This window comes from Streptomyces sp. NPDC005263 (assembly GCF_042872365.1).
Lineage (GTDB): Bacteria > Actinomycetota > Actinomycetes > Streptomycetales > Streptomycetaceae > Streptomyces.
Map to the genome: position 1 here is coordinate 589,223 of NZ_JBIAKJ010000006.1, position 24,252 is coordinate 613,474.

Consider the following 24,252-nt stretch of genomic DNA (forward strand, 5'->3'; position numbering starts at 1 on the left):
CCACGCGCGTGCCGGGGCCGCCCCCTGTGAAGGGTTCCCCTTGTCTTCCACATCAGCTTTCTCTGCTTTCTCTGCTTTCTCCGCGCTCGCCCCCTACGGCTGGAACGAGGCATGGGCGGACGAGTTCGCCCCCTACCTGTCCGAAGGGCTGCTGCCCGGCCGGGTGGTCCGGGTCGACCGTGGGCAGTGCGACGTGATCACCGCCGACGGGATCGTCAGGGCGGACACCGCGTTCGTCACCCCGCACGACCCCATGCGGGTCGTGTGCACCGGCGACTGGGTCGCCGTCGAGCCCGGAGGAAACCCGCGCTATGTACGGACGTATCTGCCGCGCCGTACCGCCTTCGTACGCTCCACCTCCTCCAAGCGGTCCGAGGGGCAGATCCTCGCGGCCAACGTCGACCACGCGATCGTCGCCGTGTCGCTCGCCGTCGAGGTCGACCTCGGCCGTATCGAGCGGTTCCTCGCGCTGGCCTGGGAATCCGGGGCGCAGCCGGTGGTCGTGCTGACCAAGGCCGACCTCGTACCGGAAGCGGCGACCCTCGCCCACCTCGTCCAGGACGTGGAGACGACCGCGCCCGGTGTGCCCGTGCTGGCGGTCAGCGCCATGGGCGGGGACGGACTCGACGTCCTGGTCGCCGTCGTCGGCGGCGGTACGTCCGTGCTGCTCGGGCAGTCCGGCGCGGGCAAGTCAACGCTCGCGAACGCCCTGCTCGGCGAGGACGTGATGGACGTCCGGGCCACCCGGGACGCGGACGGCAAGGGCCGCCACACCACGACCACCCGCAACCTGCTCGCCCTGCCCACCGGGGGTGTCCTGATCGACACCCCGGGACTGCGGGGCGTCGGACTGTGGGACGCTGAGACCGGCGTCGGACAGGTGTTCTCCGAGATCGAGGAGCTGGCCGCACGGTGCCGGTTCCATGACTGCGCGCACGAGAGCGAGCCGGGGTGCGCCGTACTCGCCGCGATCGCCTCCGGCGAGCTGGGCGAGCGGCGACTGGACAGCTACCGGAAGCTCATCCGGGAGAACCAGCGGATCGTGGCCAAGACCGACGCGAGGCTCCGGGCCGAGATCAGGAAGGACTGGAAGCGGAAGGGAGCCGAGGGCAAGGCGGCGATGGAGGCGAAGAGGGGGCGCTGGGGGTAGGGAGCCCGGGGTCGGTCGGCTGACGGCTGACGTCTGACGGCTTACGGAGCAGATCGGACATCGGATGCGGGGCCCTCACGCCCGACAAGTCCACGTCCGATTTCCGCTAGCCGGGGTCCCATCGCGTCGTCGACACTGGAGGGCGTGATGGACGAGGACACCAGGTACGAAGCGGTGCGCAGCAGGGACGGGCGGTTCGACGGGGAGTTCTTCTTCGCCGTCGTGACGACCGGGATCTACTGCCGCCCCAGCTGCCCGGCGGTGACGCCGAAGCGGCACAACGTCCGGTTCTTCACGACGGCCGCCGGCGCGCAGGGCTCGGGATTCCGGGCCTGCCGGCGGTGCCGTCCGGACGCGGTGCCCGGCTCCGCCGACTGGAACGTACGGGCGGACGTGGTGGGCCGGGCCATGCGGCTGATCGGCGACGGCGTCGTCGACCGGGAGGGCGTCGCCGGACTCGCCGCGCGGCTGGGCTACAGCGCGCGGCAGGTGCAACGGCAGCTCACCACCGAGCTCGGCGCCGGACCGGTCGCCCTCGCCCGCGCCCAGCGGGCGCACACCGCCCGCGTGCTGGTGCAGACCACCGACCTGCCGATCACCCAGATCGCGTTCGCGTCCGGTTTCGCCAGCGTGCGGCAGTTCAACGACACCATGCGGGAGGTGTACGCGGCCACTCCCAGCGAGCTGCGGACCACCACCGCGCCCAGAGCGGACCGCACGGTCCGGCGTACGGCCACGCCGACCGCCGGGATACCGTTGCGGCTCGCCCACCGGGGCCCCTACCAGGCCGGGGCCGTGTTCGACCTGCTGGAGGCGGAGGCCGTGGCGGGCGTCGAGACCGTGAGCGGGACGCGCGGACGGCGGACGTACCGGCGTACGCTGCGGCTCCCGCACGGCACCGGCATCGTCGCCGTCGACGAGCGGACGGGTGCGGCACGGTCCGCGTCCGGCGCCCACCCGGGCGGCTGGCTGGACGCCCGTCTGCACCTCACCGACCACCGTGATCTGACCACCGCCGTCCAGCGGCTACGACGACTGTTCGACCTCGACGCCGATCCGTACGCCGTGGACGAGCGGCTCGGCGCCGACGAACGGCTCGCCCCGCTGGTCGCCGCCCGACCGGGACTGCGGTCGCCGGGAACCGCGGATCCGGAGGAGTTCGCGATGCGGACCCTGGTCGGGCGGGTGCAGGCCGCGGAGCTGGTCCGGCGGTACGGGAAGGCGCTGGACGCCCCCTGCGGCCCGCTCACCCATGTGTTTCCCGAGCCGGCCGTCCTCGCCGAGGCCGAGCCGACCGGACCGGCGGGCGCGCTGGCCGCGGCGCTCGCCGACGGAGCCGTACGACTGGACCCCGGCGCCGACCGGGACGACGCACAGGCCGCACTGCTCGCCCTGCCCGGTCTGGGCGCCCCCGCCGTCGCCGCGATCCGCACCCGCGCCCTCGGCGATCCCGACGTCGCACCGCCAGGGTCCGACGTCCCCGACAGCTGGCGCCCCTGGCGCTCATACGCCCTGCAACACCTGCGCGCAGCAGGGGAGTTGGAGTACCCATGACCATCGATACCCGATACACCACCCTGGACAGCCCGGTCGGGCCGCTCCTGCTGACCGCCGGTCCCACCGGAGCGCTGTCCTCGCTGTCCGTGCCCGGACAGAAGAACGGCCGTACGGTCCAGGAGGGTTGGCGGCACGACCCCGGTCACTTCCGGGCCGCCGAGGAACAGCTCGCCGCCTACTTCGCCGGGGAACTCAAGGAGTTCCAACTGGAGTTGAGTTCGCCGGGCAGCGAGTTCCGGGAGCGGGTCTGGGCCGCCGTCGACACCGTGCCGTACGGGGCCACCACCACGTACGGCGAGATCGCGGCGCGGATCGGTGCGCCCCGGGCCGCCGTACGGGCCGTCGGCGGTGCGATCGGCGCCAATCCGCTGCTGATCCTGCGGCCCTGCCATCGGGTGATCGGGGCCGGCGGTTCCCTCACGGGGTACGCGGGCGGGTTGGAGCGCAAGACGAGCCTGCTCACCCTTGAGGGAGTCCTCTGACGGGGCGGCCGCTCAGCCCCAGAACACCGCTCCGAGCCACGCCCCCATGATCAACAGACAGGTGAACAGCTCCGCCAGGACGCTGGAGCCGCCCGAGTGCATCGCCGTGCGCAGGGCGGCCCTCGCCTCGCGGTGCCGGCCAAGCCGGAGTCGTTCCTCGAGGTAGATGCCGCCCATGAAGCCCGGGATCGCGCCGAGCACGGGGACCAGGAAGAAGCCGAGGAACGCCCCGACGCCGGCGTAGACGGCCATGCGCGGGGTGGCACCGCTCGCGCGCAGCTGTCGTGGCGGCAGGGACCAGCGCACGACCTGGGAGAGGAACAGGACGACCGTGGCGCCGACGAGGACGGCCCAGGCGAGGGGCTGCGGATCCTTCAGGGCCCACCACATGATCGCGGCCCACACCAGCCACGACCCCGGCACCCCCGGCACCAGCACGCCGCCCACGCCGAGGAGGATGACCAGACCGACCAGCAGGAGGTCCACCACTCCCATCTGTCCAGGGTGCCGGAGTACCGGCGAAGGCGCAGACCACCGGGGCTCGATCCGCCGTTCGCGGTGGTGCGCCGTACCGGTTTTTCCGGATGCCCCGTTTTCATACGGCCCGTGCGGTGGACAATTGGCGGCATGAGCCAGCAGGGGGGAAAGCCCACCGGTCACGAGGACGACTGGTGGGGCCAGCTGTACGACGACTCCACCGACGACACGCGCCCCACGCCCACACCGGACTCCCTCGACGACCGCTTCGCCTCAGCGGCGGACGCGGTGGACGGACGGTCCGGAGCCCGCGGGGAGCCCCAGGACGCGATCCCGGCGCCGCGGTCCGGTCCGGGCGGGCTCCTGGAACGCGGCGGGCCGGGGACCGGGCCCGCCGCGCGTGCGGTGCCGGCCCCGAGCGCCGAACCGCCCGAGTCGCCGAGCGCCCCCGGGGAGCCGCCGCCCGACCCGCCCCCGGGTGCCGCGACCGTCCCGCCGGGCACGCCCCCGCTCCCCACGGCACCCCCGCCGCCTCCGCCCCCCTTCGCGCCCCCGCTCCCGACGGACCCGCCCACCCGGGGGGCCGCCGGACCTGCTCCGGCCGAAGCGAGCGACACCGACACCGACATCGGGAGCGACCCGGACATCGGCACCGGTACTGGTACTGGCCCCGACACCATCCCCGACGCCGGACCGGACCGGGACGTACCCGCGACCGACATCCCGGACGCTCCACCCCTCCCCGGACGGGCGCCGCAGCCTCGGCCCTGGGAATCGCCGGGCGCCACCCACGCCGGTGACGCCCCACCCCCTGCCTACCCCCCGTCTCACGGCCTCCCGTGGGGACCGCCGGGCGTCCCCGCTCCGGGCCCCGGCCCCGCTCCCGTCGACGCGCGGTCCGCCACCTCGGTCGGTCCGGAGCGAGACGCCGCGGAGGTGTCGCCGACCGCCGACCCCCCACCTCTCGGCACCCCACCCCTCGGCGCCCCGTGGGGCCCGCCGCGCCCCCCGACCCCTGCCCCCACCGACGCCCGACCCGCCACCCCTGCCGGCCCGGGGCGAGACGCCGCGAAGGCGTCGCCCGCCGTCGGAGGCTCGCCCCTCGCCGCCGACAACCCCCCGTCCGCCGCGACGAACACCGGAGCCGGTTCGCTGCGGGACGATTCTCCAGGGCTCGGCCGGGAGCAGCCCGGTCAGGTTCCCGGCCCGGACACTGCTCGCGCCGCGCGGGGAACCCGTGTCGACATCCCCCTCGTTCCTCCCGAGCCCGTCGGTCATGTCGGCTCCGGGCCGCCCACCTACGAGGCCGAGCCCACCGCGCTGCCCCCGGCCGACCCGGACGGTCTCGACGAGCTGGTCGCGGACACCGTCCTTGACGGTGCCCGGTACGGGGCCTGCACACTGCGTGCGGCGTCCGTGCGCGGTGACTCCGCGCGGTTCCGTGGCGAGCCCCGACGCGACTCACTCCTCACCGCCCGCTTCGGAACGGGCGAGCGCGCCCTGGTCCTGGTCGCCATGGCGACCGGTGCCCGCGCCACCCCCGGCGCCCACCGCGCGGCCGCCGAGGCCTGCCACTGGATCGGCAGGGCGGTGGGCCGCAGCCACGCCCGGCTCGCCGAGGACATCAGGGCGGGCCGGCGCGGCGACCTGAAGTCCGGCCTGCACCGGCTCACCGACCGCAGCCTCGGCAAACTCCGCGCCAGCGCCGCGGAACAGGGCATCGCCCCCGAGGAATACGCCGCCACTCTGCGCTGCCTCCTGCTGCCCGCCGACCCCGACTGCCGCACCCGCGTCTTCTTCGGCATCGGAGACGGTGGACTGTTCCGGCTGCGTGACGGCGTCTGGCAGGACATCGAGCCGCCGGTCCTCGACGTCACCGGAGAGCCGGTCGTCGGCTTCGGCTCACCGCCCGCCGAGACCCCCGAGGGTGACCGCCTGACCATGGACCTGGGCATCCCGACTCCTCCGAGCCCCTACGAACCGGCCCCGGAACCCCCACGTGAACCTTTCCGCTTCCGCGCCTCCATCGCCCGCCCCGGTGACACGCTCCTGATGTGCACCTCAGGCCTGGCCGAGCCGTTGCGCGGTGAGCCGGAGCTCGGCGAGTACCTCACCGGCCGATGGTCCGACCCCACCCCGCCCGGCCTCGCCGCGTTCCTCGCCGACGCCCAGGTCAGGGTCAAGGGGTACGCGGACGACCGTACGGCTGCCGCTGTCTGGGAGGCGTGAGCGGGGGTTCTACGCGTACGGCGTCCAACGCCGACCGGAGGTGTCGTACATGTAGCGGGGCAGGCCCTTGATGCCGCTGGTGCGGAACGGGCGGCCGTGGTCGTCGACGCGGATCGTGCCGGAGCGGCCCTGGGAGGACCAGTCGAGTTCCAGGTACCACTGGCAGTCGCAGGTGTCGGTCTGCGCGTTGACCAGCAGCACCTCGGGGTCCTCGGCGGAGACCCGGTAGGGGAAGTGCACGGCGGGGATGGTGTGTTCGCTGTCGGCGCCGGGGAGCGAGCGCACGACGGGTCGGTCGGCGTCGAGGTTCACGGCGAAGGACCTCGGCGTGAGCTCGCCGCCGCAGCCCTGGTCCATGGCGAAGGCGTTGCCGGACGCGGGCGCGGCACGGCCGACGACGCGGACCCGCAGCGCGTCCAGGACCACGGCCGTGGACGACCGCCCCTGCACCGAGATCCGCACGATCGTCTCGTGGCCGTGCACCGCGTCCTGGGTCGCCGCCCACGTGCCGGCGTCCTGCTGGACCGGGGGCGGCGGGACCTGCTGCGGCGTCTTGTCGATCACGTAGTCGTGGCCGCAACCCATGTTCCAGACCTGGGAGTCGGCCGTCCAGGCGAGAGGCTGGGCGTCGGACGCGGGGGCGTCGCCCCGCGCGGCCGCCGACGGGCCGCCCTTCTTCCCGGGAGTCGGGGAAACCCGCGCCTCGGCTGACGGCGAGGCCGGCGGCGACGAGGTCGAGGAGCGGCTGGGCGAGGCGCTGGGGGAGGGGCTGCGGGGGATGGGCGCGGGGTGGCTGGACCCGTCCGTGGCCGTCGTCGTAGGGGTCCGGTCGGGGGCGGTGCTCACGGTGTCGGCCGGAGGACGGTCCGCCGACAGGGCCGACAGGGTGCCCAGCGTCGCCAGGAGCACGGTCGCGACGGCCGCACCGAGCAGGGTCTGCCGACGGCGGTACCAGGGCCGACGGGCCGACGTGCCTGACACGTCCTCACCGGGGCCTGACACGTCCTCACCCGCACCCGGCACGTCCTCACCCGCGCCCGACACGTCCTCACTCGGGTCCGGTGTCCGCTCCTCCGTCTTCGGCGTCCCCTCGTGCGGCGCGCCGCTGTGCGCCGGATCGGTGGGGTCGGTCGCCGCGCTGCCCGTGGCGCCGTCGGCGGTTCGTGGGCGCTGGCGGGACGCCACGGCGAGCAGCCACTGGCGGTGCAGTTCGAGCCGTTCCCCGGGTGTCGCCTGGCAGAACGCGGCTAACCGCTCCACGGGAGCGAAGTCCAGGGGCACGGCGTCGCCCGAGCAGTAGCGGTGCAGCGTCGAGGTGTTCATGTTCAGGCGCCGCGCCAGCGAGCCGTAACTGCGGTCCGTGCGGTCCTTCAGTTCTCTCAGCCGTGCCGCGAACTCTGCTACGTCGTCCCCGCCAGACACCGTTCCCCCGTGTTCGTCGGGCCGGGAAGGTATCCCAGGCACTCCCTATACCTGCACGTCAGATGGCCTGGGATGGTTCCACCGTGGCCGATCGGGCGGGGACGGTTGCGGCCGGCCCCGGAGACGGCTGATGCTCTTGGTGTCGCACCGACCAGGGCCGGACCGACCATCCGCCGCCGGGGCGCCATCCCACACCACGTACTCATTCACGGGGGACACCCATGTCACAGCGCACCCGAGCAGGAGCGCTCACCGTACTCGCCATCACGGGCCTCACGTTGGGCGCCGCGCTCGCCGAACCGGCGGCCGCCGCCACGAGCAGGCCCGGCTTCCTCTCGGCCGCGGACCTGCCGCCCCACCCCACCTCGTCCTGGACGGCCGGCAAGGTCACCCGCGGTGAGCCGGAGGACCTTGAGGGGGACACCTGTCTGCGGGCACTGCCCGGCCACGAGAACGTGTGGTACCGCGACTTCCGGACCGACCTCGAGACGAACGCCCGGCAGATCACCGTCGTCCTGCCGGACAGCGGTTCGGCGAAGTCCCTGGTCTCCGCGCTGAACAAGGACATCACGTCCTGCCCGGCGCGGATCGAGGCGGCCGACCCCGAGATCGAGGCCACCGGCAGGGACTACGGCACGCTGCCCGTGGAGGAGGGCGCCCACGTCCACGGCCTGCACACCGAGACCTCCTGGGGCGCGACCGACATCAGCCTCCTCTCCGTGGGCCGGGACGGCCGGACCGTGACGGTCGTGGACTGGGGCCAGATGGGCGGCTTCGACGACGCGCCGGTCAAGGCCTTCAAGAAGACGACGACGGCCGCCGTCACCAAGCTCCGCTGACCGTCGCGCGACCACCGACCGTCGCGCGACCACCGAAGAAGACCAGGGCCGCCCTCTCGTCACGGGGGTCGGGAGGGCGGCCCGCACCTCGACCACCGCACCTCGACCACCGCATGACCGCACGCCCGCACCGACATCGACCACAGCACGTACGAGACCACGCACGAAAACGGGGAACACACATGAACCGCAACACGACCACCCGCCGCACCACCACCCGCCGCACGGCCGTGGCCGCGGCCCTCGCCCTGGCCCTCGGCCTCGGTGTCACGGCCCAGGCCTCCGCCGGCGCACCGCGTTCCGTCAGCGGCAAGCCGTCCGACAACGTCACCCGCATCGCCGACTTCTACGGCGCCTACATCGACGCGGTGACGGACGCGGACGACGGCGGCAGGCTGGCGAACGCGCTGCGTGGGCACTACCTCAGCGCCGGCTTCCAGAAGGAGTTGGCGGCCTGGGAGGCGAAGGAGCACGCCAACGGCGTCCTGCGTGCCCAGAACGTCCCGCTCGCGTGGAAGGTGACCGACAACGGCACCGCGGACTACACCGAAGCCGTCGTCACCCTCACCTGGGGCGGCGGCGAGACGACCAGGCTCGTCGTCGACATGGACGGCGGCCACAAGATCTTCCACATCGGTACGAAGGGAGTCGCCGGCAAGTAGGCCGGGCCGCGGTTCCCGAGCCCACCGCGGCCGTGGCACCGCACCACCCTGGTGAGCCCCCGCAGTTCGCCGGCGAGCGACCCGTGCATTCCGGCCAGTTTTCGCAAGCCGCGGGCAGGCGTATCTCCGCGCACCCCGGCGTCCGGGACCCATGGCCATACCCCTTCGGCGGCTACGGCGAGGTCGACAGAAGGGAGTCGGTGGATGGGCCCACCGTCCGCGGTCACCGTCCCTCGGGCGCGTGGGGTCGGGACGGCCGGCGCGACCGGCGCCCTCGGTACCGGCCGCACGGTCCGGTCTCCGATCGCCGGAGTGACGATCGGCAGGTGACGGCTGCGTAGGCGGAGGCGTCAGTGGCGTTCCGGCGGCCTCGTACCGCAGGATCTCGGCCCGGAGTCCGGGACCGGATCGGACGCGGGCCCCGGGTCGATCACGGCCTCGAACCGGCGGCCCGCCGCGTGACTTTCCGGCGGCGCGGACGGTGCCGTCCGAGATGTCAGGCGCCTCGCGAGCAGCGACACAACAGTGGCCGAACACCCGGCCGTTGAGGATTCGACATGACTGGCCCGTGGGCCGATGGGCAAGGATCCCGGTGAACGTGTTCGAGCAGGAGGGGAACCGACATCGGCACGCGGGCGGGGGTCATGAAGAGGCAGGCACGAGGAGGCGGTCCCATCGCGACAGGGGCCTTCTCGGCGGAGACAGTGGAGGAAGAAACCGACAGCGCCCAGGACGGGGCGCAGGCACCGCAGCTCAACCGCGTACTCGGACGGGCGGACCTGGGGGAGGTGCCCGAGGCGCGCAGGGCGCTGCGCGAGTTGTTACGGCACTGGGGCAGGCCCGGACGCGCGGAGGTCGCGGAGCTGCTGACCAGTGAGCTCGTCACCAACGCACTCGTCCACACCGACCACGACGCGATCCTGAAGGCGACCGTCGGTCGCCGTGGTCTCAGGGTGGAGGTACGGGACTTCGCGGCCCTCAGGCCCCGGCTGTGCGCGCCGAAAGCCGACGACGGCACGCACGGCCGGGGCCTCGTCCTGGTGCAGTCCCTCGCCGACGCGTGGGGCGTGCGGGCGCACGGGGTGGGAAAGGCGGTGTGGTTCGAGCTGGACGCGGGCATCGCCTGAACCGGCATCGCACCCCCGCCACAGCGCACCGCACGACACCGCCTGACACGGCAGCGCACCACACGACACGGGACGGGGCGCGGCTCGCATGAGCCGCGCCCCGTCCCGTGTCGTGCCGTGTGTCTCGTCCGGCGTCTCTAACCGAACTGCTGCTCCAGGTCCTTGAGCTTGCGCTCCAGGGAGTCGAGGCGCGGCAGCGCCATGGTGTCGTCCTCCGCGGTGAGGTCGACGGAGGAGGTGGTGGAGTCAGATCCGCTGCGGACCGGCTCCAGGGACGGACGTGAGCGCACGGGCAGTTGCTCCGGCGTCGATATGGCAGGCTCCGCGGTGGCCCGCTCCGAGGCCCGCTCCAGGGTGGCCTGCGCCTCCAGTTGCCGGCCGCGGCCGACGAAGCCGCGGTGGCCCCGGCTGATCGCCTTGAGCTGCGCCCGGTCGACCCGCTCCTTGTCGCGGCGGCGCAGTCGGGCCGCCTCCTTCTGGCGCTTGTCCTCGCGGACCTCGTCGACGGCCTCGTCGAGGCTGCGCACGCCTTCCAGGAGCATCAGCGACCACGCGCTGTACGTCTCGCGGGGGGCCCGCAGCCAGCGGACGACGCGGATCTGCGGCAGCGGACGCGGCACCAGACCCTGCTCACGCAGGGCCGCCCGGCGGGTCTGCTTCAGCGCGCGGTCGAACAGGACGGCCGCCGACAGGGACATGCCGGAGAAGAACTGCGGTGCCCCGTCGTGGCCGAGACCCCGGGGAGCGTGCACCCAGTTGAACCAGGCCGCGGCGCCCGCGAACGTCCATACGAGTATCCGGGAGCCGAGGGCGGCGTCACCGTGGCTGGCCTCGCGCACCGCGAGGACCGAACAGAACATCGCCGCGCCGTCCAGGCCGAACGGGACCAGGTACTCCCAGCCGCCGGACAGGTTGAGGTTCTGCTGGCCGAAGCCGACCAGGCCGTGGAAGGAGAGGGCGGCGGCCACCGCCGCGCAGCAGAACAGCAAAACGTAGGAGGCGGTGCCGTATATGGCTTCCTTGCGCCTGCGGCGTTCCTCGCTGCGCTCCCACGAGTCGTCCGCGCTCGCTTTCGCCCCCGAGGAGCGCTTGCCGCGCGCGAGTACCGCTACCGCCGCCAGCATGCCCAGGAGCAGCACGGCGCCCGGAAGCAGCCAGTTCAGCGATATGTCGGTCAGTCTCATCTGGGGTCCCTTGCATTGGGATAGGGCGTAACGCCCGCCATAGTGGCCCAATCCGATCGGCCCTCAGGGGCTTTCGGGGCAAGAGGCCGCCAAGGAAGTGAAAGGGATCGCCCAGGGCAGCGTTCTGCTCGAACTGCCGCTTGAGGGGCGGGAGTTGAGTTCGAATAAGACTACTCGTACGAGTGGTTCCACGGAAAGTTCCCGTGACCCGTGAGGAAATGGTGAATTGGCTGTAACCGTACGGGTGGCTCGATCGAGGGCGATCATACGGGACGCCGTCCGGCCCCTCGCCCGAGGGTCCCGTCAACTGGCGGCGGCCGCCGTGAGCTTGGTGATCCGGTCGGCGTCACAGGTGCGTGGACACGTGACGCAGGTGTCCTCGGGGTCCAGCGTGTAGTACATGCAGCAGCTCACCCGGTCCCGGGTCGGCAGCGGCCGGCCGGCCGGTCCGGTCAGCCGACGGAAGGCGGCCGAGCCGACGTAGGGCTTGGTCGCTCCCGGTAGCAGCAGCTCCAGCTCACGTTCGGCCCGCCGCTGCTCGTGCTCGCCGAGCAGTTCGGCGACGTACCACAGGCTCTCCACGATCTCGTCGGTCACCATGCCCCACAGGGCCCGCCCGCGGCGGCGCATCCGGGGGCCGAAGGCGGTCAGGAGGGGTTCCATGTGGTCGGCGATCGCGTCCCGGACCTCGGCGCGCAGCGCCTCCTCGTCCGGGACCACGCGGGCGTCGGGGTGGCGCGCCGCTGGGTCACCGGGGAGGCAGGCGAACCGTCCGGGGCGTACGGCGAAGGACATGGGTCCCGCGGTGCGGTCGTACGAGACGTGGGTCACCGGGTAGCGGGGGACCCGGCGGTGCAGGAACCAGGGGGCGGTGATCAGCAGGCAGGCGGGCCAGGCGTAGCGGTGCAGGCCGAAGCCGGCGGTCACGTCCGGGCGGGCGGGGCGGCCGTGGTCCCGCCGCACCTGGGCGTCGTCCCAGGCCAGGAAGGCGTCCAGGCCCGCGCCGCCCGCGGCGAGGGAGGCGGCGGGGATCCAGCCGTGGCGGTCGGGGAGCCGGTCCGCGGGGTCCAGCTCGGTGACGGTCAGCGCCGGGAGGACCTCGGTCAGACGGGAGTACGCGTCCGTGAGGGCCGAGGGTGTCACAGGCATGCCGGGACCACCGATCCATGACGGGCTGACAAGAGCACCTAAAGGTAGCCTTACCTTACCTAAAGTCGATGAGATTTGAACTGGTGGCTTCTGCGCCTAAGGTGCTTGACGGGCGAGTAACAACCCGCCGTAATGACCCGAAGTACCGACACGTCCCCAGGAGGACCCGTGGAGCAGGGCGCGCAGGGCTCCGCCGAGACGGGGGTTCCGGAACGCCCTGTCGGCGCGGTGCGGGTGCCGCCGCAGCTCAGGGCCGCGGACGTGGACCGGGACGGGGGTGCCGCCCCCGGGGCCGCGCGCGGTGAGCACACCCACAACGAGCCGCCGGTTCCCCGGCCCCGGCCGGCCGTCCAGCGGTCCTCGGTGCGCGGGCAGATCCTCGACGCGTTGCGCACGGCTCTGGTGGCGGGCGACCTGCGGCCCGGCGAGGTGTACTCGGCGCCCGCGCTCGGGGAACGGTTCGGGGTCTCGGCCACGCCCGTGCGGGAGGCGATGCAGCAGCTCGCGCTCGAGGGCGCGGTCGAGGTCGTGCCGAACCGCGGGTTCCGGGTGGTGGTGCGCGGGGCGCGGGAGCTGGCGGAACTGGCGGAGGTGCGGGCCCTGATCGAGGTGCCGGTGATGCTGCGGCTGGCCCGCACGGTGCCGGCCGAGCGCTGGAGCCACCTGCGGCCGCTCGCCGAGGCCACGGTCCGGGCGGCGTCCTCCGGCTGCCGGGCGACGTACGCCGAGTCCGACCGGGCCTTCCACCGGGCCCTGCTGGCGCTCGCGGGCAACGAGCAGCTGCTGCAGATCGCCGAGGACCTGCACCGTCGCGCGCAGTGGCCGCTGGTCGGCGGACCCGGCGCACGAGGCCGGGCCGAACTGGTCGCGGACGCGGCGGAACACGTGACACTCCTGGAGGCGCTGGCCGCGGGCGACCTGGACGCGGTGCGGACACTGGTGGGGGAGCACTTCATCGGCGCGACATGACCCCGGCCCCCGGCGGACTCGCCCCGCCCACTCATCGGCTCATCGGCCACTGGCTCACTGCGTCGCCAGCCGCCAGCCGCCAGCCGCCAGCCGCCAGCCGCCAGCCGCCAGCCGCCAGCCGCCCGGCGCCACAGCCGCGCTGCGCCGCGCGCCCGCTGTACTCGGCCCGGTGCTGTCGGCGGGCCACCGCGCTTCTGCTCCGCTGTGTCGCCAGGCAGCCGTGTCATGGCCCCCGTGCTTCAGCCCCGCCGTGCCGCCAGGCCGCCGCGCTTCGGCCCCCCCGCACCGCCAACCCCCCGCGCCTCGTCCCGCGCTGTGCCGTCGGCCCACCGCGACTCGGCCCCGTTCCCGGCCCCGTCCCCCGGGCCCCAGGCCCCGGGCCTCTGCGGCCAACCACCCCCGCCCCCGCCCCTTCGCCCGGCCGGCCTGCCGAGGCCTAAGCCGTAGCCGCCCCCGCCGCAGGTGGGGTCAGTTGTTGGGACAGCCAGGTGGGTACGCCGCCGAGTAGGCGGTACAACCGGCGGGCCTCCTCGCGGAGTCGGGAGGCCTCCGGCTCCGCCTCGGCGTCCGCCAGGGACGCCAACGCGGGGGCCGTGCCCACCAGATAGCCCAACTCCTCGCGGATCCTGAGGGATTCACCGAAGCCGTGCCGTGCCTCGGCCAACTCTCCCTCGCGCAGGGCGAGTCCGGCGAGGTGGCGCCAGGTGAAGGAGAGCAGCAGCGCGTCGGAGTGGGCGGTGGCGCCCGCATGGGCCCGGCGGTACGCGGCACGCGCCGCCTGCGGGGAGCGCGTGAGGTTCTCCGCCAACAGGCCCCGGCGGAAGTCGAGCAGCGCCCGCCGCGGAGCCCCCGGAGGGATCAGCGCCGCCGCCCGCCCCAGCGCGGCCCGCGCCTCGTCGGCCCGGTCGCGCACGCCGTGCAGCGTGGCGGCGTACGCGAGTTGCCCGCGTTCACAGGCCGCCGCCCCCCGCTCGTCGTCCCCATGGGCCAGCGCCTCGGCCGTACGCAGCGCGTCCTCGGCCTCCTCCCAGCCCAGCTCGGTGTACAGGCACCGCTCCACCAGCAACGACGCCCGTTGGAGCGCGGCCGGTGCGGTGACCGGCTGGAGCAGTGCCGCCGCGTCGCCCCAGCAGGCGCGTGAACGCAGCCGCCATACCGCGGTCTGGAGTGGATCGTCACCGGCGGTCGTTCCGTAACCAGACATGGCGGTATGCGCCACGTTGCCCTCCGCAAGGTCCCGTCCTTCGGATCAGCCCGTTTCGCGGCGCACGGCACGCGCGTCCGCAGCGTCGTCGGGCGCCGAAGCTCCGCCCCGACTCCGTCTCCCGCCTCGCGGCCGCACGCACCAAGCCCCGCTCACCGGCGTCGCCAAGCACAGCCTCTCCACATCGACCTGATCCGAAGGGCAGGCCCAGCGCGCCATCGAGCTTTGAGTGGTGGCCGCATCTCAACACGGATTGAGGGGCCGGGCCAAGGGGGCGGGTGAAGGATTTCACAAAGTCGTGGGACTCCGCGGGCCTCGGGTTTCAGCTCATCCGCAGTGCCAGGAAGAAGTCGAGCTTGTCCTCGAGGCGGGAGAGGTCGCGGCTCGTCAACTGCTCGATCCGCCCGACCCGGTAGCGCAGCGTGTTGACGTGCAGGTGCAGACGGGTCGCGCAGCGGGTCCAGGAGCCGTCGCAGTCGAGGAAGGCCTCCAGGGTGGGGATCAGCTCGGCGCGGTGGCGTCGGTCGTAGTCGCGCAGCGGGTCGAGGAGCCGGGCGGTGAAGGCGCGCCGGACGTCGTCGGGGACGAACGGCAGCAGCAGGACGTGGGAGGCGAGCTCCTGATGGCCGGCCGCGCAGACCCGCCCCGAGCGGGCGGCCGCCACCCGGCGGGCGTGCCGGGCCTCCTCCAGGGCGCCGCGCAGGCCCTCCGCGGAGTGGACGGACGCGCTGACGCCGAGGGTGACGCGGCCGTCGTCGCCGAGGCCGGCCGACAGCGGGTCGCGTACGGACTCCAGCAGGGCGTCGGCGAGGATGCCGGTCTCCGCGCCGTCGTGCTCCGAGGAGACCGCCGGAAGGGGAACCAGGGCGATCGCCTCCGCACCCGTGTGGGCGACGGCCACACGGTCGGAGGGCTCCGGACCGGTGGCGCGCGGGTCGACCAGGATCTCCTCCAGCAGGGACTGGGCCACCGGCCCCCCTTCCAGGTCGCCGCCCTGCCATTCGACGCACGCCACGACCACCTGCCAGTGCGGGGCGGTGCCCAGGCCCGGCAGCAGCACGGGGGCGGCCACCCGCAGCCGGGCCGCGATCTCGGCGGGCGCCGCGCCCGTCTGCACCAACTCCAGCACCTCCTGGGCCAGTCGGCGGCGGACCGTGCGGGCCGCGTCCCGGCGGTCCCGTTCCACCGCGATCAGCTGGGTGACGCCGTGCAGCAGGTCCAGGCGTTCCTCCGGCCAGTCCCCGGCGTCCGCCTCCACGGCCAGCAGCCACTCCGAAAGCACCGTCTCGCGGACGTCCCGGGAACCTCGCGGGGAGCGCCCGCTGCTGCGGACCGGGAAGAGGGAGTAGGTGGCGGATCCGAGGGTGACGCGGTGCGGGCCGCGCCGGTCCGTACGGGAGGCCGCCAGGTGCTCGGCCGCGAGCCGCGCGCACACGTCGGCGGGCAGACCGGGGCCGCCCGCCTCGGAACCGCCGATCTTGGAACCGCCGGCCGCCGTGGGACCGCCCGCCCTGGACCCGGCGATCAGACGCCCGGCCGGGGACAGCACCCAGGCCCGCAGATCCAGGTCCGAGCCGAGCAGGTCCAGTACCGCGTCCGGTCCGCCGCCCGCCGGGCCCGAGGTCATCAACCGGCGGTGCCGGTCGACCACCGCCGCGATGTCCCCGGCACGCTCGCCGGAGACCTGCCGTACGACGTGCTCGGTGATCGTCGCGAACGCCACTGACTCGTGTACGGCGAAAAGCGGGAGCCGGTGCCGGGCGCACGCCACGACCAGGTCGTCCGGGACGTCCCCCAGCTCGGCCTCGCCGGCGGCCACCGCGGTCACCCCGGCCTGCGCCAGGATCCGTACGAACGGCTCGGAGTCCGCCGCGTCCCGGCGCCAGGCCAGGCCCGTGAGCACCAGTTCCCCGCCCGAGAGGTAGCGGCTGGGGTCCCGCAGGTCGGTGGTCATCACACCCCGCACGGTGCGATCCAGCTCGTCCTCGCCGCCGAGCAGCCGCAGGCCCAGCGCGTCGGTGTCCAGCAGTGCGCGCAGCCGCATTCTCGTCGCCGCCGTTCTTTGTCTCGAAAACTACGATGAATCTGAGGTGTCCATGATGCGGGTGACGCTCCCGTGGCGCGGGTGGCGGCCCCGCGGGGTGGCGAGCGCCGCTCTCCGTCTCCGCGGCTGTGTTCCAGGTCACGCGGTGTTGTGTCGCGCGTTTCCGCAGGAAAACGAGGAGGTTACTGATGCCATTCGTTCATACGAATCTACAAGATGACCGCCCTGGCCAGCCAACTCCTTCATGGTTTCGGTGACTGACCCAGTCGGCGGACGGCGCTGTGTACTGGTATCACCCCGCGTGAACAGGACATGAAACGAGCCGGGCCCGCCGCACCCGGATCGGCTCGATCCGCACGACTCCCAAGACGAAGAAGAGAGCCGGTCATGGACTTCCTTCGCCCCGCCAGCTGGGAGGAGGCGCTCGCCGCGAAGGCCGAGCACCCCACCGCTGTGCCGATCGCGGGCGGCACCGATGTGATGGTCGAGATCAACTTCGACCACCGCCGGCCCGAGTACCTGCTCGACCTGAACCGGGTCGGCGACCTCTACGAGTGGGAGGTCGGCGAGGACAGTGTGCGGCTCGGCGCGTCCGTCCCGTACTCGACGATCATGGACCGGCTGCGCGCCGAGCTGCCGGGCCTGGCGCTCGCCTCGCACACGGTCGCCTCCCCGCAGATCCGCAACCGCGGGGGCGTCGGCGGCAACCTCGGCACCGCCTCCCCGGCGGGTGACGCCCATCCCGCGCTGCTGGCGGCGGGCGCCGAGGTCGAGGTGGAGTCCGTAAGGGGATCGCGGCTGATCCCGATCGACGCGTTCTACACCGGGGTGAAGCGCAACGCGCTCGCCGCCGACGAGCTGATCCGGGCCGTCCACATCAAGAAGGCGGACGGCCCGCAGCAGTTCTCCAAGGTCGGCACGCGCAACGCCATGGTCATCGCGGTGTGCGCCTTCGGGATCGCGCTGCACCCGTCGTCGCGGACGGTCCGGACCGGCATCGGCTCGGCCGCCCCGACCCCCGTCCGGGCGAAGACCGCGGAGGAGTTCCTGAACGCGGCGCTCGAAGAGGGCGGCTTCTGGGACAACGGGAAGATCATCACGCCGTCGGTCGCCAAGCAGTTCGCGGACCTGTGCGCGGGCGCCTGCAACCCGATCGACGACGTCCGGGGCACGGCGAGCTACCGCCGCCACGCGGTCGGCGTCATGGCCCGCCGCACCCTGACCTGGACCTGGGAGTCGTACCGCGGTACCGCCACCACGGAGGGAGTCGCGTAATGCGCGTCAGTTTCACGGTCAACGGGCGTCCGCAGGAAGCCGACGACGTGTGGGAGGGCGAGTCCCTGCTGTACGTGCTGCGCGAGCGGCTCGGGCTGCCGGGTTCGAAGAACGCCTGCGAGCAGGGCGAGTGCGGGTCGTGCACGGTCAGGCTGGACGGCGTACCGGTGTGTTCCTGCCTGGTCGCCGCGGGCCAGGCGGAGGGCCGGGAGGTCGTCACCGTCGAAGGGCTCGCGGACCACGCCAAGCAGCGCGCCGAGCAGGGCGGCCGCACCTCGGGTGACTGTGCCTCAGGTGGCGGCGGCACCTCGCTCGACGAGGCCAGGGGGTGGGCCGCCGACGGCCACGACTCCCACACCGGCGAGGGCACCGGACTCGCCCCGATCCAGCAGGCGTTCATCGACGCCGGAGCCGTCCAGTGCGGTTTCTGCACCCCGGGTCTCCTCGTCGCCGCCGACGAGATGCTGGAGCGCAACCCCAACCCGAGCGACGCGGACATCCGCGAGGCCCTCTCGGGCAACCTGTGCCGCTGCACCGGCTACGAGAAGATCATGGACGCGGTCCGCCTGGCGGCCGCCCGGCAGCAAGAGGCGGTCTGACTTGTCCAGCGACGGCGTTCCCCTCGGCACACCCACCAAGATCACCCAGGGTTCCCCGGCCCGGGGCGGCATCGGCGAGTCCACGCTCCGCCCGGACGGCACCCTCAAGGTCACCGGCGAGTTCGCGTACTCGTCCGACATGTGGCACGAGGACATGCTCTGGGGCCAGATCCTGCGCTCCACGGTCGCCCACGCCGAGATCGTCTCCATCGACACCAGCGAGGCCGTCGCCCTGCCGGGCGTGTACGCCGTCATGACGTACGAGGACCTGCCGACCGAGGTGCGGCACTACGGCCTGGAGATCCGGGACACCCCGGTCCTCGCGCACGGCAAGGTCCGCCACCACGGCGAGCCGGTCGCCATCGTCGCGGCCGACCACCCGGAGACCGCGCGCCGCGCCGCCGCCAGGATCAAGGTCGAGTACCGCGAACTCCCGGTCATCACCGACGAGGCCTCCGCGACCGCGCCGGAGGCGATCCTGATCCACGAGAACCGCGAGGACGGCCACTTCGGGCACGTCCCGCACCCGAACGTCGTACACCGCCAGCCGATCATCCGCGGCGACGCCGCCGCGGCCGCCGCACGCGCCGACGTCGTCGTCCGGGGCGAGTACACCTTCGGCATGCAGGACCAGGCCTTCCTCGGCCCCGAGTCCGGTCTCGCGGTGCCGGACGAGGACGGCGGCGTCCACCTCTACATCGCCACCCAGTGGCTGCACGCCGACCTGCGCCAGATCGCCCCCGTGCTCGGTCTGCCCGAGCGCAAGGTACGGATGACGCTGTCCGGCGTCGGCGGCGCGTTCGGCGGCCGCGAGGACCTGTCCATGCAGATCCACGCCTGCCTGCTGGCGCTGCGCACCGGCAAGCCCGTGAAGATCGTCTACAACCGGTTCGAGTCCTTCTTCGGGCACGTCCACCGCCACCCGGCCAAGCTGACTTACGAGCACGGGGCCACCAGGGACGGCAGGCTGACGCACGTCAAGTGCCGTATCGTCCTTGACGGCGGCGCCTACGCCTCCACCTCCGCCGCGGTCGTCGGCAACGCGGCCTCGCTGTCCATCGGCCCGTACGCCGTCGACGACGTCGACATCGAGGCCCTCGGGCTCTACACCAACAACCCGCCCTGCGGCGCCATGCGCGGCTTCGGCGCGGTCCAGGCGTGCTTCGCCTACGAGGCACAGATGGACAAGGTCGCCAAGGAACTCGGCATGGACCCGGTGGAGTTCCGGCAGCTCAACGCGATGGAGCAGGGGACCGTCATGCCGACGGGCCAGCCCGTCGACTCCCCGGCCCCCGTCGCCGAACTCCTGCGCCGCGTCAAGGCGATGCCGATGCCGCCGGAGCGCCAGTGGGAGAGCAGCGAGGGCGCCGACGTACGGCAGCTGCCGGGCGGCCTGTCCAACACCACGCACGGCGAAGGCGTCGTCCGCGGGGTCGGCTACGCGGTCGGCATCAAGAACGTCGGTTTCTCCGAGGGCTTCGACGACTACTCGACCGCCAAGGTGCGGATGGAGGTCATCGGCGGAGAGCCGGTCGCCACCGTGCACACCGCGATGGCCGAGGTCGGCCAGGGCGGCGTCACCGTCCACGCGCAGATCGCCCGCACCGAGCTCGGTGTCGCCCAGGTGACCATCCACCCGGCGGACACACAGGTGGGCAGTGCCGGTTCGACGTCCGCGTCCCGCCAGACGTACGTCACCGGAGGCGCCGTCAGGAACTCCTGCGAGCTCGTCCGGGAGAAGGTCCTGGAGATCGGGCGCCGCAGGTTCGGCTCGTACCATCCCGCCTGGGCCACCGCCGAACTGCTGCTGGAGGGCGGCAAGGTGGTGACCGACGGCGGTGAGGTCCTCGCCGACCTGGTGGACGTGCTGGAGGACGAGGCCGTCGAGGTCGAGGCCGAGTGGCGGCACCGCCCCACCGAGCCCTTCGACCTGCGCACCGGCCAGGGCTTCGGACACGTCCAGTACTCCTTCGCCGCCCACCGCGCCGTCGTCGAGGTCGACACCGAACTCGGCCTGGTCAAGGTCATCGAGCTGGCCTGCGCCCAGGACGTCGGCAAGGCACTCAACCCGCTGTCCGTCGTCGGCCAGATCCAGGGCGGCACGACCCAGGGCCTTGGCGTGGCGGTCATGGAGGAGATCATCATCGACCCGAAGACCGCGAAGGTGAAGAACCCCTCCTTCACGGACTACCTGATCCCCACCATCCTCGACACGCCGACCATCCCGGTCGACGTGCTCGAACTCGCCGACGACCACGCCCCGTACGGGCTCCGCGGTGTCGGTGAGGCACCCACCCTGTCGTCGACTCCGGCCGTGCTCGCGGCGATCCGCGACGCCACCGGTCTGGAGCTGAACAGGACGCCGGTACGTCCCGAACACCTGACGGGAACCGCCTGACGTCCCCCGCCGTAGGGGGAGCCAAGGAGAGCGAGACAGATGCTGGACATCGCCGAAGAACTGAACCGGTGGGTCGAGCAGGGACGCGACTTCGCCGTGGCCACCGTGGTGACCGTGTCCGGCAGCGCGCCCCGCCCGCCCGGCGCCGCCCTCGCGGTGGACGCCGACGGCACGGCGATCGGCTCGGTCTCCGGCGGCTGTGTGGAGGGCGCGGTCTACGACCTGTGCCAACAGGCCCTGGCGGACGGGGAGCCGGTCCTGGAACGGTTCGGCTACAGCGACGCGGACGCCTTCGCCGTCGGCCTGACCTGCGGCGGTGTCATCGACATCCTCGTCACCCCGGTGCGTTCGGGCGACCCCGTCCGCCCGGTGGTCACGGCCGCGCTCGCCGCCGCGGCGGGCCGACGCGCGGCGGCGCTGGCCCGGATCGTGTCCGGTCCCGCGGATCTGGTGGGCCGCGCGATGCTGGTCCACCCCGGAGGCGGACACGACGGCGGCTTCGGCGCCCACCCCGAACTGGACCGCACGATCGCCGCGGAGGCCGGCGCCTTCCTGGACGCGGGCCGCACCGGCACCCTGCGGACCGGCGCACAGGGATCCCGCTGCGGCTCCCCGCTCACAGTGCTCGTCGAGTCGTCCGTCCCCCCGCCCCGGATGATCGTCTTCGGCGCGATCGACTTCGCGTCGGCGCTGGTCAAGGTCGGCAGGTTTCTGGGGTACCGCGTGACGGTGTGCGACGCGCGCCCGGTGTTCGCCACCCGGGCCCGCTTCCCCGAGGCCGACGAGATCGTCGTCGAGTGGCCCCACACCTACCTGGAGCGCACGCGGGTCGACGCCCGCACGGTCCTGTGCGTCCTGACCCACGACGTCAAGTTCGACGTACCGCTGCTGAAGCTCGCCCTGCGGCTCCCGGTGGCGTACGTCGGCGCGATGGGCTCCCGCCGCACCCACCTGGACCGCGCCGCCCGCCTGCGCGAGGCTGGGGTGAGCGAGCTGGAGCTGACGCGGCTGCGCTCCCCGATCGGGCTGGACCTCGGCGCCCGGACGCCCGAGGAGACGGCCCTGTCGATCGCCGCGGAGATCGTCGCCGACCGGCGCGGCGGCAGCGGCGCCTCCCTGACCGGCGCGCACACACCGATCCACCATGACCTGACGTCAGGGACGGCGGGGCGGCCCGGGCGGGTGGCCTGAACCGGACGACTCCTCAGCCGGCTCTCCGCCCGACCGCGACCGTCAGGGGTGTCTGAGGAGCTGGTTGACCGCCCGTCCGAAGACCGACCGGGCCGCCGCCCCCAGTACGGGATCCAGGAGCGCGGGCAGCGGACGCACCCGGAGCTCCTCGCGCCACAGCACCCGGGTACGGCCGCCCGGACCGGGGAGCACCTCGATCTCGGCCCAGCCGCGGACGATCCGGCCGCGCTTCTCCAGGCGGCACAGGCCCGGCAGGGTCTCGGTGGGCGGACGCCACAGCGTCACCTCCATCCGGTCGTCGACAGCGAGCGGACCGATCCCCGAACGGGCCACGAAGACCGTGCCCGCCCGCGTCGGCGGCGGCGTGACCACGCTGACGCGGGTCAGCGGGACCACCATGGCGTGGCGGGGCCACTCGGTGAGGCGGCGCCATGCCTCGTCGAGGGGAAGGGGTGCCGTGCGTTCGAGCAGGAAGGTGACCACGGGATGATCGTAGGCAATCCGGCCTGCTCAGCGGCGTGTTCGTGGACGGATCACACAGGTGGCCCCATGGGGCGTGGACGCGGGCGCCTGCTCCTGGCGAACGCGCCGCTCGTCATGGGCCGACGCCGACCGACGCATACGGGACCGCTGAGGGGTTACCCGGACCGACGCCAGTGACCGCGAGCGAGGAGGTGGCGTCGTGAGCCGCGTCAGGGCTGTGCTGTTCGAACGGGACCGGACTCTCATCGAGGACGTCCCGGACAACGCCGACCCCGATCGGGTCCGTCCCGTGGCCGGAGCCCGCGAGGCGGTCGGTCTGCTGCGTCTGCACGGCATCAGCACCGGGTTCCTCACCGAGCAGCCCGGTGTGGCGCGCGGTCTGCTCACCGACGCCGACGTCCGCCGGGTCGACCGGCGGGTCGACGACCTCCTCGGCCCGTTCGACGTGTGGGGCGTGTGCCCGCACGCCCCGGACGACGGCTGTCACTGTCGCGTGCCCGAACCGGGACTGCTCCTGTGGGCGGTCGGACGGGTGTGCACGGCCCCGTCGGACTGTGTCGTCGTCGGCGACCGCGGCGCGCACGTCGAGGCCGCGCGGCGGGTGGGCGCCGACAGCATCCTCGTCCCGTCCGAACGGACCCGTCCGGAGGAGACGGCACACGCCGACCATGTGGCGCCGGACGTCCTGACCGCCGTACGCGCGATCCTCACCGGTCCGCCGCAGGGCCGGGTGCTGGCCGACGAGCGGCCCATCGAAGCCGCGTACGACACCTCAGAGCGGCCCGGGTGACCGCTCCCGGCGCCGACGCACGCCGGTGGTCCCCGCGTGCGGCGCGGCTCAGGCGGCCGACGGCTGCGCGGGCAGTACGTGGTCGCCGACGTCGTCGGTGCTCAGGCACAGTGAGCACACCACCGAGTCGTGGGTCTGGCAGGCCGTCAGGTCGGGCCGCTCGTACGCCTGTGGCACACATGGCAGTCGTACGTCGTCCCGCTCGGGTTGCCTTCCGGGTCGAGCATCGGCTCGTCGATGCCGTCGTCGGTGCGGCGCAGGTAGTACCTGCCCCGGGTGACGATCGCCCATCAACGGGGTGAGGACGAAGGCGAGGACGGCCGCGGCGACGGGGGAGTAGGGCTGCAGGGTGTCGCCGAGGGCGCGTCCTTGTGGTCGCGGCGCGGAGGCCGCGGTATCGCTCGCGCGTGCTGGCCGTGAAGCGGCCGGGTGTCGTGTCCGGCGGAGCTGGTGCTGCGTCTACTCGGTGGCGGGTTCACTCGGTCGTGTGATGCGTGGGGAACGTACGGTGGGCGGTCGTACGCGCGTGTAGGTTTCGGGATCGTGAAGCTGGTGGTGCAGGTCAGGCTGCTGCCGACGCCCGTGCAGGCGGCGGCGCTGGAGGCGACCCTGCGCGCCTGCAACGAAGCGGCGACCTGGGTCGGCGGCGTGGCTTTCGAGAAGGGTGTGAAGACCAACTTCGCGCTGCGCGAGCACACCTACCAGCAGATCAAGGCCCGCTGGGGGCTGGGGGCGCAGGCCGCCCAGCATGTGATCAAGAAGACCTGCGACGCGTACGCCGCGCTGAAGGCCAACCTGAAGGCTGGGAACCTGGGCAGGCCGGGCTCGAAGCGCTACCGCAGGGCGGTGGAGAAGCCGGTCGCCTTCCGCCCTGAGGGCGCGCAGCCCTACGACGACCGCATGCTGTCCTGGCAGATCGACCAGCAGCGGGTGTCGATCTGGACGACTGCCGGGCGGGTCAAGGACGTGGCGTTCACTGCCTCACCGGAGCAGATGGCCACCCTGGCCCTGTACCGCAGGG

General features: G+C 73.2%; 20 protein-coding genes and 2 pseudogenes. 14 read left to right on the plus strand and 8 right to left on the minus strand.

Going from position 1 to position 24,252, the window contains the following annotated elements; all coding sequences use genetic code 11:
* Positions 1-40 precede the first annotated feature (40 nt).
* The 3 genes from rsgA (at position 41) to ACFYRY_RS28530 (ending at position 3,189) form a co-directional block, all read left to right on the plus strand.
* Complete coding sequence (gene rsgA / locus ACFYRY_RS28520) at positions 41-1,150, plus strand: ribosome small subunit-dependent GTPase A (protein ID WP_389151575.1); 1,110 nt, start codon at positions 41-43, stop codon at positions 1,148-1,150.
* A 147-nt stretch (positions 1,151-1,297) separates the two neighbouring features.
* The gene (locus ACFYRY_RS28525; protein WP_389151668.1) at positions 1,298-2,704 is read left to right on the plus strand and encodes a DNA-3-methyladenine glycosylase 2 family protein; all 1,407 of its coding nucleotides are present in this window, start codon (positions 1,298-1,300) and stop codon (positions 2,702-2,704) included.
* Positions 2,701-3,189, plus strand: coding sequence for a methylated-DNA--[protein]-cysteine S-methyltransferase (locus ACFYRY_RS28530; protein WP_389151577.1), 489 nt, complete (start codon positions 2,701-2,703; stop codon positions 3,187-3,189). The genes ACFYRY_RS28525 and ACFYRY_RS28530 overlap by 4 nt, the downstream gene beginning before the upstream one ends.
* Before the next feature lie 12 nt (positions 3,190-3,201).
* Here ACFYRY_RS28530 and ACFYRY_RS28535 read toward each other — a convergent pair whose 3' ends face one another.
* Complete coding sequence (locus ACFYRY_RS28535; RefSeq protein WP_389151580.1) at positions 3,202-3,684, minus strand: DUF456 domain-containing protein; 483 nt, start codon at positions 3,682-3,684, stop codon at positions 3,202-3,204.
* 132 nt (positions 3,685-3,816) lie between these two features.
* Here ACFYRY_RS28535 and ACFYRY_RS28540 point away from each other — a divergent pair, with 132 nt between their 5' ends.
* On the plus strand, positions 3,817-5,895 hold the full coding sequence (locus ACFYRY_RS28540) for a protein phosphatase 2C domain-containing protein (protein WP_389151583.1): 2,079 nt from the start codon (positions 3,817-3,819) through the stop codon (positions 5,893-5,895).
* Positions 5,896-5,904: 9 nt separating this feature from the next.
* On the opposite strand, the gene ACFYRY_RS28545 is transcribed toward ACFYRY_RS28540, so the two are convergent.
* Positions 5,905-7,317, minus strand: coding sequence for a helix-turn-helix domain-containing protein (locus tag ACFYRY_RS28545; RefSeq protein WP_389151585.1), 1,413 nt, complete (start codon positions 7,315-7,317; stop codon positions 5,905-5,907).
* Positions 7,318-7,538: 221 nt separating this feature from the next.
* On the opposite strand from ACFYRY_RS28545, the gene ACFYRY_RS28550 reads away from it, so the two are divergent.
* The 3 genes from ACFYRY_RS28550 to ACFYRY_RS28560 all read left to right on the plus strand — a co-directional run bounded on the left by ACFYRY_RS28550 (position 7,539) and on the right by ACFYRY_RS28560 (position 9,945).
* Positions 7,539-8,156, plus strand: coding sequence for a hypothetical protein (locus ACFYRY_RS28550; RefSeq protein ID WP_389151587.1), 618 nt, complete (start codon positions 7,539-7,541; stop codon positions 8,154-8,156).
* 182 nt (positions 8,157-8,338) lie between these two features.
* Positions 8,339-8,818 (plus strand): hypothetical protein, encoded by a 480-nt coding sequence (locus tag ACFYRY_RS28555; protein ID WP_389151590.1) that lies wholly within the window; start codon positions 8,339-8,341, stop codon positions 8,816-8,818.
* Positions 8,819-9,522: 704 nt separating this feature from the next.
* Complete coding sequence (locus ACFYRY_RS28560) at positions 9,523-9,945, plus strand: ATP-binding protein (protein ID WP_389151592.1); 423 nt, start codon at positions 9,523-9,525, stop codon at positions 9,943-9,945.
* Positions 9,946-10,082: 137 nt separating this feature from the next.
* Here ACFYRY_RS28560 and ACFYRY_RS28565 read toward each other — a convergent pair whose 3' ends face one another.
* Both ACFYRY_RS28565 and ACFYRY_RS28570 read right to left on the minus strand, forming a co-directional pair.
* Positions 10,083-11,129, minus strand: a complete 1,047-nt coding sequence (locus tag ACFYRY_RS28565; protein ID WP_389151595.1) for a DUF2637 domain-containing protein — start codon at positions 11,127-11,129, stop codon at positions 10,083-10,085.
* A 303-nt stretch (positions 11,130-11,432) separates the two neighbouring features.
* Positions 11,433-12,278: a (2Fe-2S)-binding protein gene (locus ACFYRY_RS28570; protein ID WP_389151598.1), complete on the minus strand. Its 846-nt coding sequence runs from the start codon at positions 12,276-12,278 to the stop codon at positions 11,433-11,435.
* 168 nt (positions 12,279-12,446) lie between these two features.
* Here ACFYRY_RS28570 and ACFYRY_RS28575 point away from each other — a divergent pair, with 168 nt between their 5' ends.
* The gene (locus ACFYRY_RS28575) at positions 12,447-13,247 is read left to right on the plus strand and encodes a GntR family transcriptional regulator (RefSeq protein ID WP_389151601.1); all 801 of its coding nucleotides are present in this window, start codon (positions 12,447-12,449) and stop codon (positions 13,245-13,247) included.
* Positions 13,248-13,683: 436 nt separating this feature from the next.
* Here the strand turns inward: ACFYRY_RS28575 and ACFYRY_RS28580 are convergent, their stop codons facing one another.
* Together ACFYRY_RS28580 and ACFYRY_RS28585 are read right to left on the minus strand one after the other, a co-directional pair.
* A complete protein-coding gene (locus ACFYRY_RS28580; protein WP_389151604.1) occupies positions 13,684-14,466 on the minus strand; it encodes a hypothetical protein in 783 nt (260 codons plus the stop codon).
* A gap of 307 nt (positions 14,467-14,773) precedes the next feature.
* Entirely contained in the window at positions 14,774-16,495 is a 1,722-nt protein-coding gene (locus tag ACFYRY_RS28585; RefSeq protein WP_389151606.1) for a PucR family transcriptional regulator, read from the minus strand.
* A 387-nt stretch (positions 16,496-16,882) separates the two neighbouring features.
* Between ACFYRY_RS28585 and ACFYRY_RS28590 the strand changes: the two genes are divergently transcribed.
* The 4 genes from ACFYRY_RS28590 to ACFYRY_RS28605 are packed head-to-tail and all read left to right on the plus strand — an operon-like array spanning position 16,883 to position 21,958.
* Positions 16,883-17,770 (plus strand): FAD binding domain-containing protein, encoded by an 888-nt coding sequence (locus tag ACFYRY_RS28590; protein ID WP_389151609.1) that lies wholly within the window; start codon positions 16,883-16,885, stop codon positions 17,768-17,770.
* Positions 17,770-18,369 carry a (2Fe-2S)-binding protein gene (locus ACFYRY_RS28595; RefSeq protein WP_389151612.1) on the plus strand — a complete coding sequence of 200 codons (600 nt, stop codon included), beginning with the start codon at positions 17,770-17,772 and terminating at the stop codon, positions 18,367-18,369. The genes ACFYRY_RS28590 and ACFYRY_RS28595 overlap by 1 nt, the downstream gene beginning before the upstream one ends.
* Before the next feature lies 1 nt (position 18,370).
* Positions 18,371-20,767 carry a xanthine dehydrogenase family protein molybdopterin-binding subunit gene (locus ACFYRY_RS28600; protein ID WP_389151615.1) on the plus strand — a complete coding sequence of 799 codons (2,397 nt, stop codon included), beginning with the start codon at positions 18,371-18,373 and terminating at the stop codon, positions 20,765-20,767.
* 39 nt (positions 20,768-20,806) lie between these two features.
* Positions 20,807-21,958, plus strand: coding sequence for an XdhC family protein (locus ACFYRY_RS28605; protein WP_389151618.1), 1,152 nt, complete (start codon positions 20,807-20,809; stop codon positions 21,956-21,958).
* Positions 21,959-22,000: 42 nt separating this feature from the next.
* Here the strand turns inward: ACFYRY_RS28605 and ACFYRY_RS28610 are convergent, their stop codons facing one another.
* Positions 22,001-22,441, minus strand: coding sequence for an SRPBCC family protein (locus ACFYRY_RS28610; protein ID WP_389151620.1), 441 nt, complete (start codon positions 22,439-22,441; stop codon positions 22,001-22,003).
* 199 nt (positions 22,442-22,640) lie between these two features.
* Here ACFYRY_RS28610 and ACFYRY_RS28615 point away from each other — a divergent pair, with 199 nt between their 5' ends.
* Positions 22,641-23,231, plus strand: coding sequence for an HAD-IIIA family hydrolase (locus ACFYRY_RS28615; RefSeq protein WP_389151623.1), 591 nt, complete (start codon positions 22,641-22,643; stop codon positions 23,229-23,231).
* A gap of 48 nt (positions 23,232-23,279) precedes the next feature.
* On the opposite strand, the pseudogene ACFYRY_RS28620 reads toward ACFYRY_RS28615, so the two are convergent.
* A pseudogene (locus ACFYRY_RS28620) lies at positions 23,280-23,594 on the minus strand (allantoin permease); the annotation flags it as partial.
* Positions 23,595-23,774: 180 nt separating this feature from the next.
* Here ACFYRY_RS28620 and ACFYRY_RS28625 point away from each other — a divergent pair.
* Positions 23,775-24,252 (plus strand): annotated as a pseudogene (locus tag ACFYRY_RS28625) (RNA-guided endonuclease TnpB family protein); the annotation flags it as partial.

What these genes read in the sequence shown, in the direction of transcription:
- ACFYRY_RS28550 (WP_389151587.1), top strand. Translation starts at nt 7,539, where the DNA reads ATGTCACAGCGCACCCGAGCAGGAGCGCTCACCGTACTCGCCATCACG.
- ACFYRY_RS28595 (WP_389151612.1), top strand. Translation starts at nt 17,770, where the DNA reads ATGCGCGTCAGTTTCACGGTCAACGGGCGTCCGCAGGAAGCCGACGAC.
- ACFYRY_RS28555 (WP_389151590.1), top strand. Translation starts at nt 8,339, where the DNA reads ATGAACCGCAACACGACCACCCGCCGCACCACCACCCGCCGCACGGCC.
- ACFYRY_RS28590 (WP_389151609.1), top strand. Translation starts at nt 16,883, where the DNA reads ATGGACTTCCTTCGCCCCGCCAGCTGGGAGGAGGCGCTCGCCGCGAAG.
- ACFYRY_RS28535 (WP_389151580.1), bottom strand. Translation starts at nt 3,684, where the DNA reads ATGGGAGTGGTGGACCTCCTGCTGGTCGGTCTGGTCATCCTCCTCGGC.
- ACFYRY_RS28605 (WP_389151618.1), top strand. Translation starts at nt 20,807, where the DNA reads ATGCTGGACATCGCCGAAGAACTGAACCGGTGGGTCGAGCAGGGACGC.
- ACFYRY_RS28530 (WP_389151577.1), top strand. Translation starts at nt 2,701, where the DNA reads ATGACCATCGATACCCGATACACCACCCTGGACAGCCCGGTCGGGCCG.
- ACFYRY_RS28565 (WP_389151595.1), bottom strand. Translation starts at nt 11,129, where the DNA reads ATGAGACTGACCGACATATCGCTGAACTGGCTGCTTCCGGGCGCCGTG.
- ACFYRY_RS28585 (WP_389151606.1), bottom strand. Translation starts at nt 16,495, where the DNA reads ATGCGGCTGCGCGCACTGCTGGACACCGACGCGCTGGGCCTGCGGCTG.
- ACFYRY_RS28525 (WP_389151668.1), top strand. Translation starts at nt 1,298, where the DNA reads ATGGACGAGGACACCAGGTACGAAGCGGTGCGCAGCAGGGACGGGCGG.
- ACFYRY_RS28570 (WP_389151598.1), bottom strand. Translation starts at nt 12,278, where the DNA reads ATGCCTGTGACACCCTCGGCCCTCACGGACGCGTACTCCCGTCTGACC.
- ACFYRY_RS28540 (WP_389151583.1), top strand. Translation starts at nt 3,817, where the DNA reads ATGAGCCAGCAGGGGGGAAAGCCCACCGGTCACGAGGACGACTGGTGG.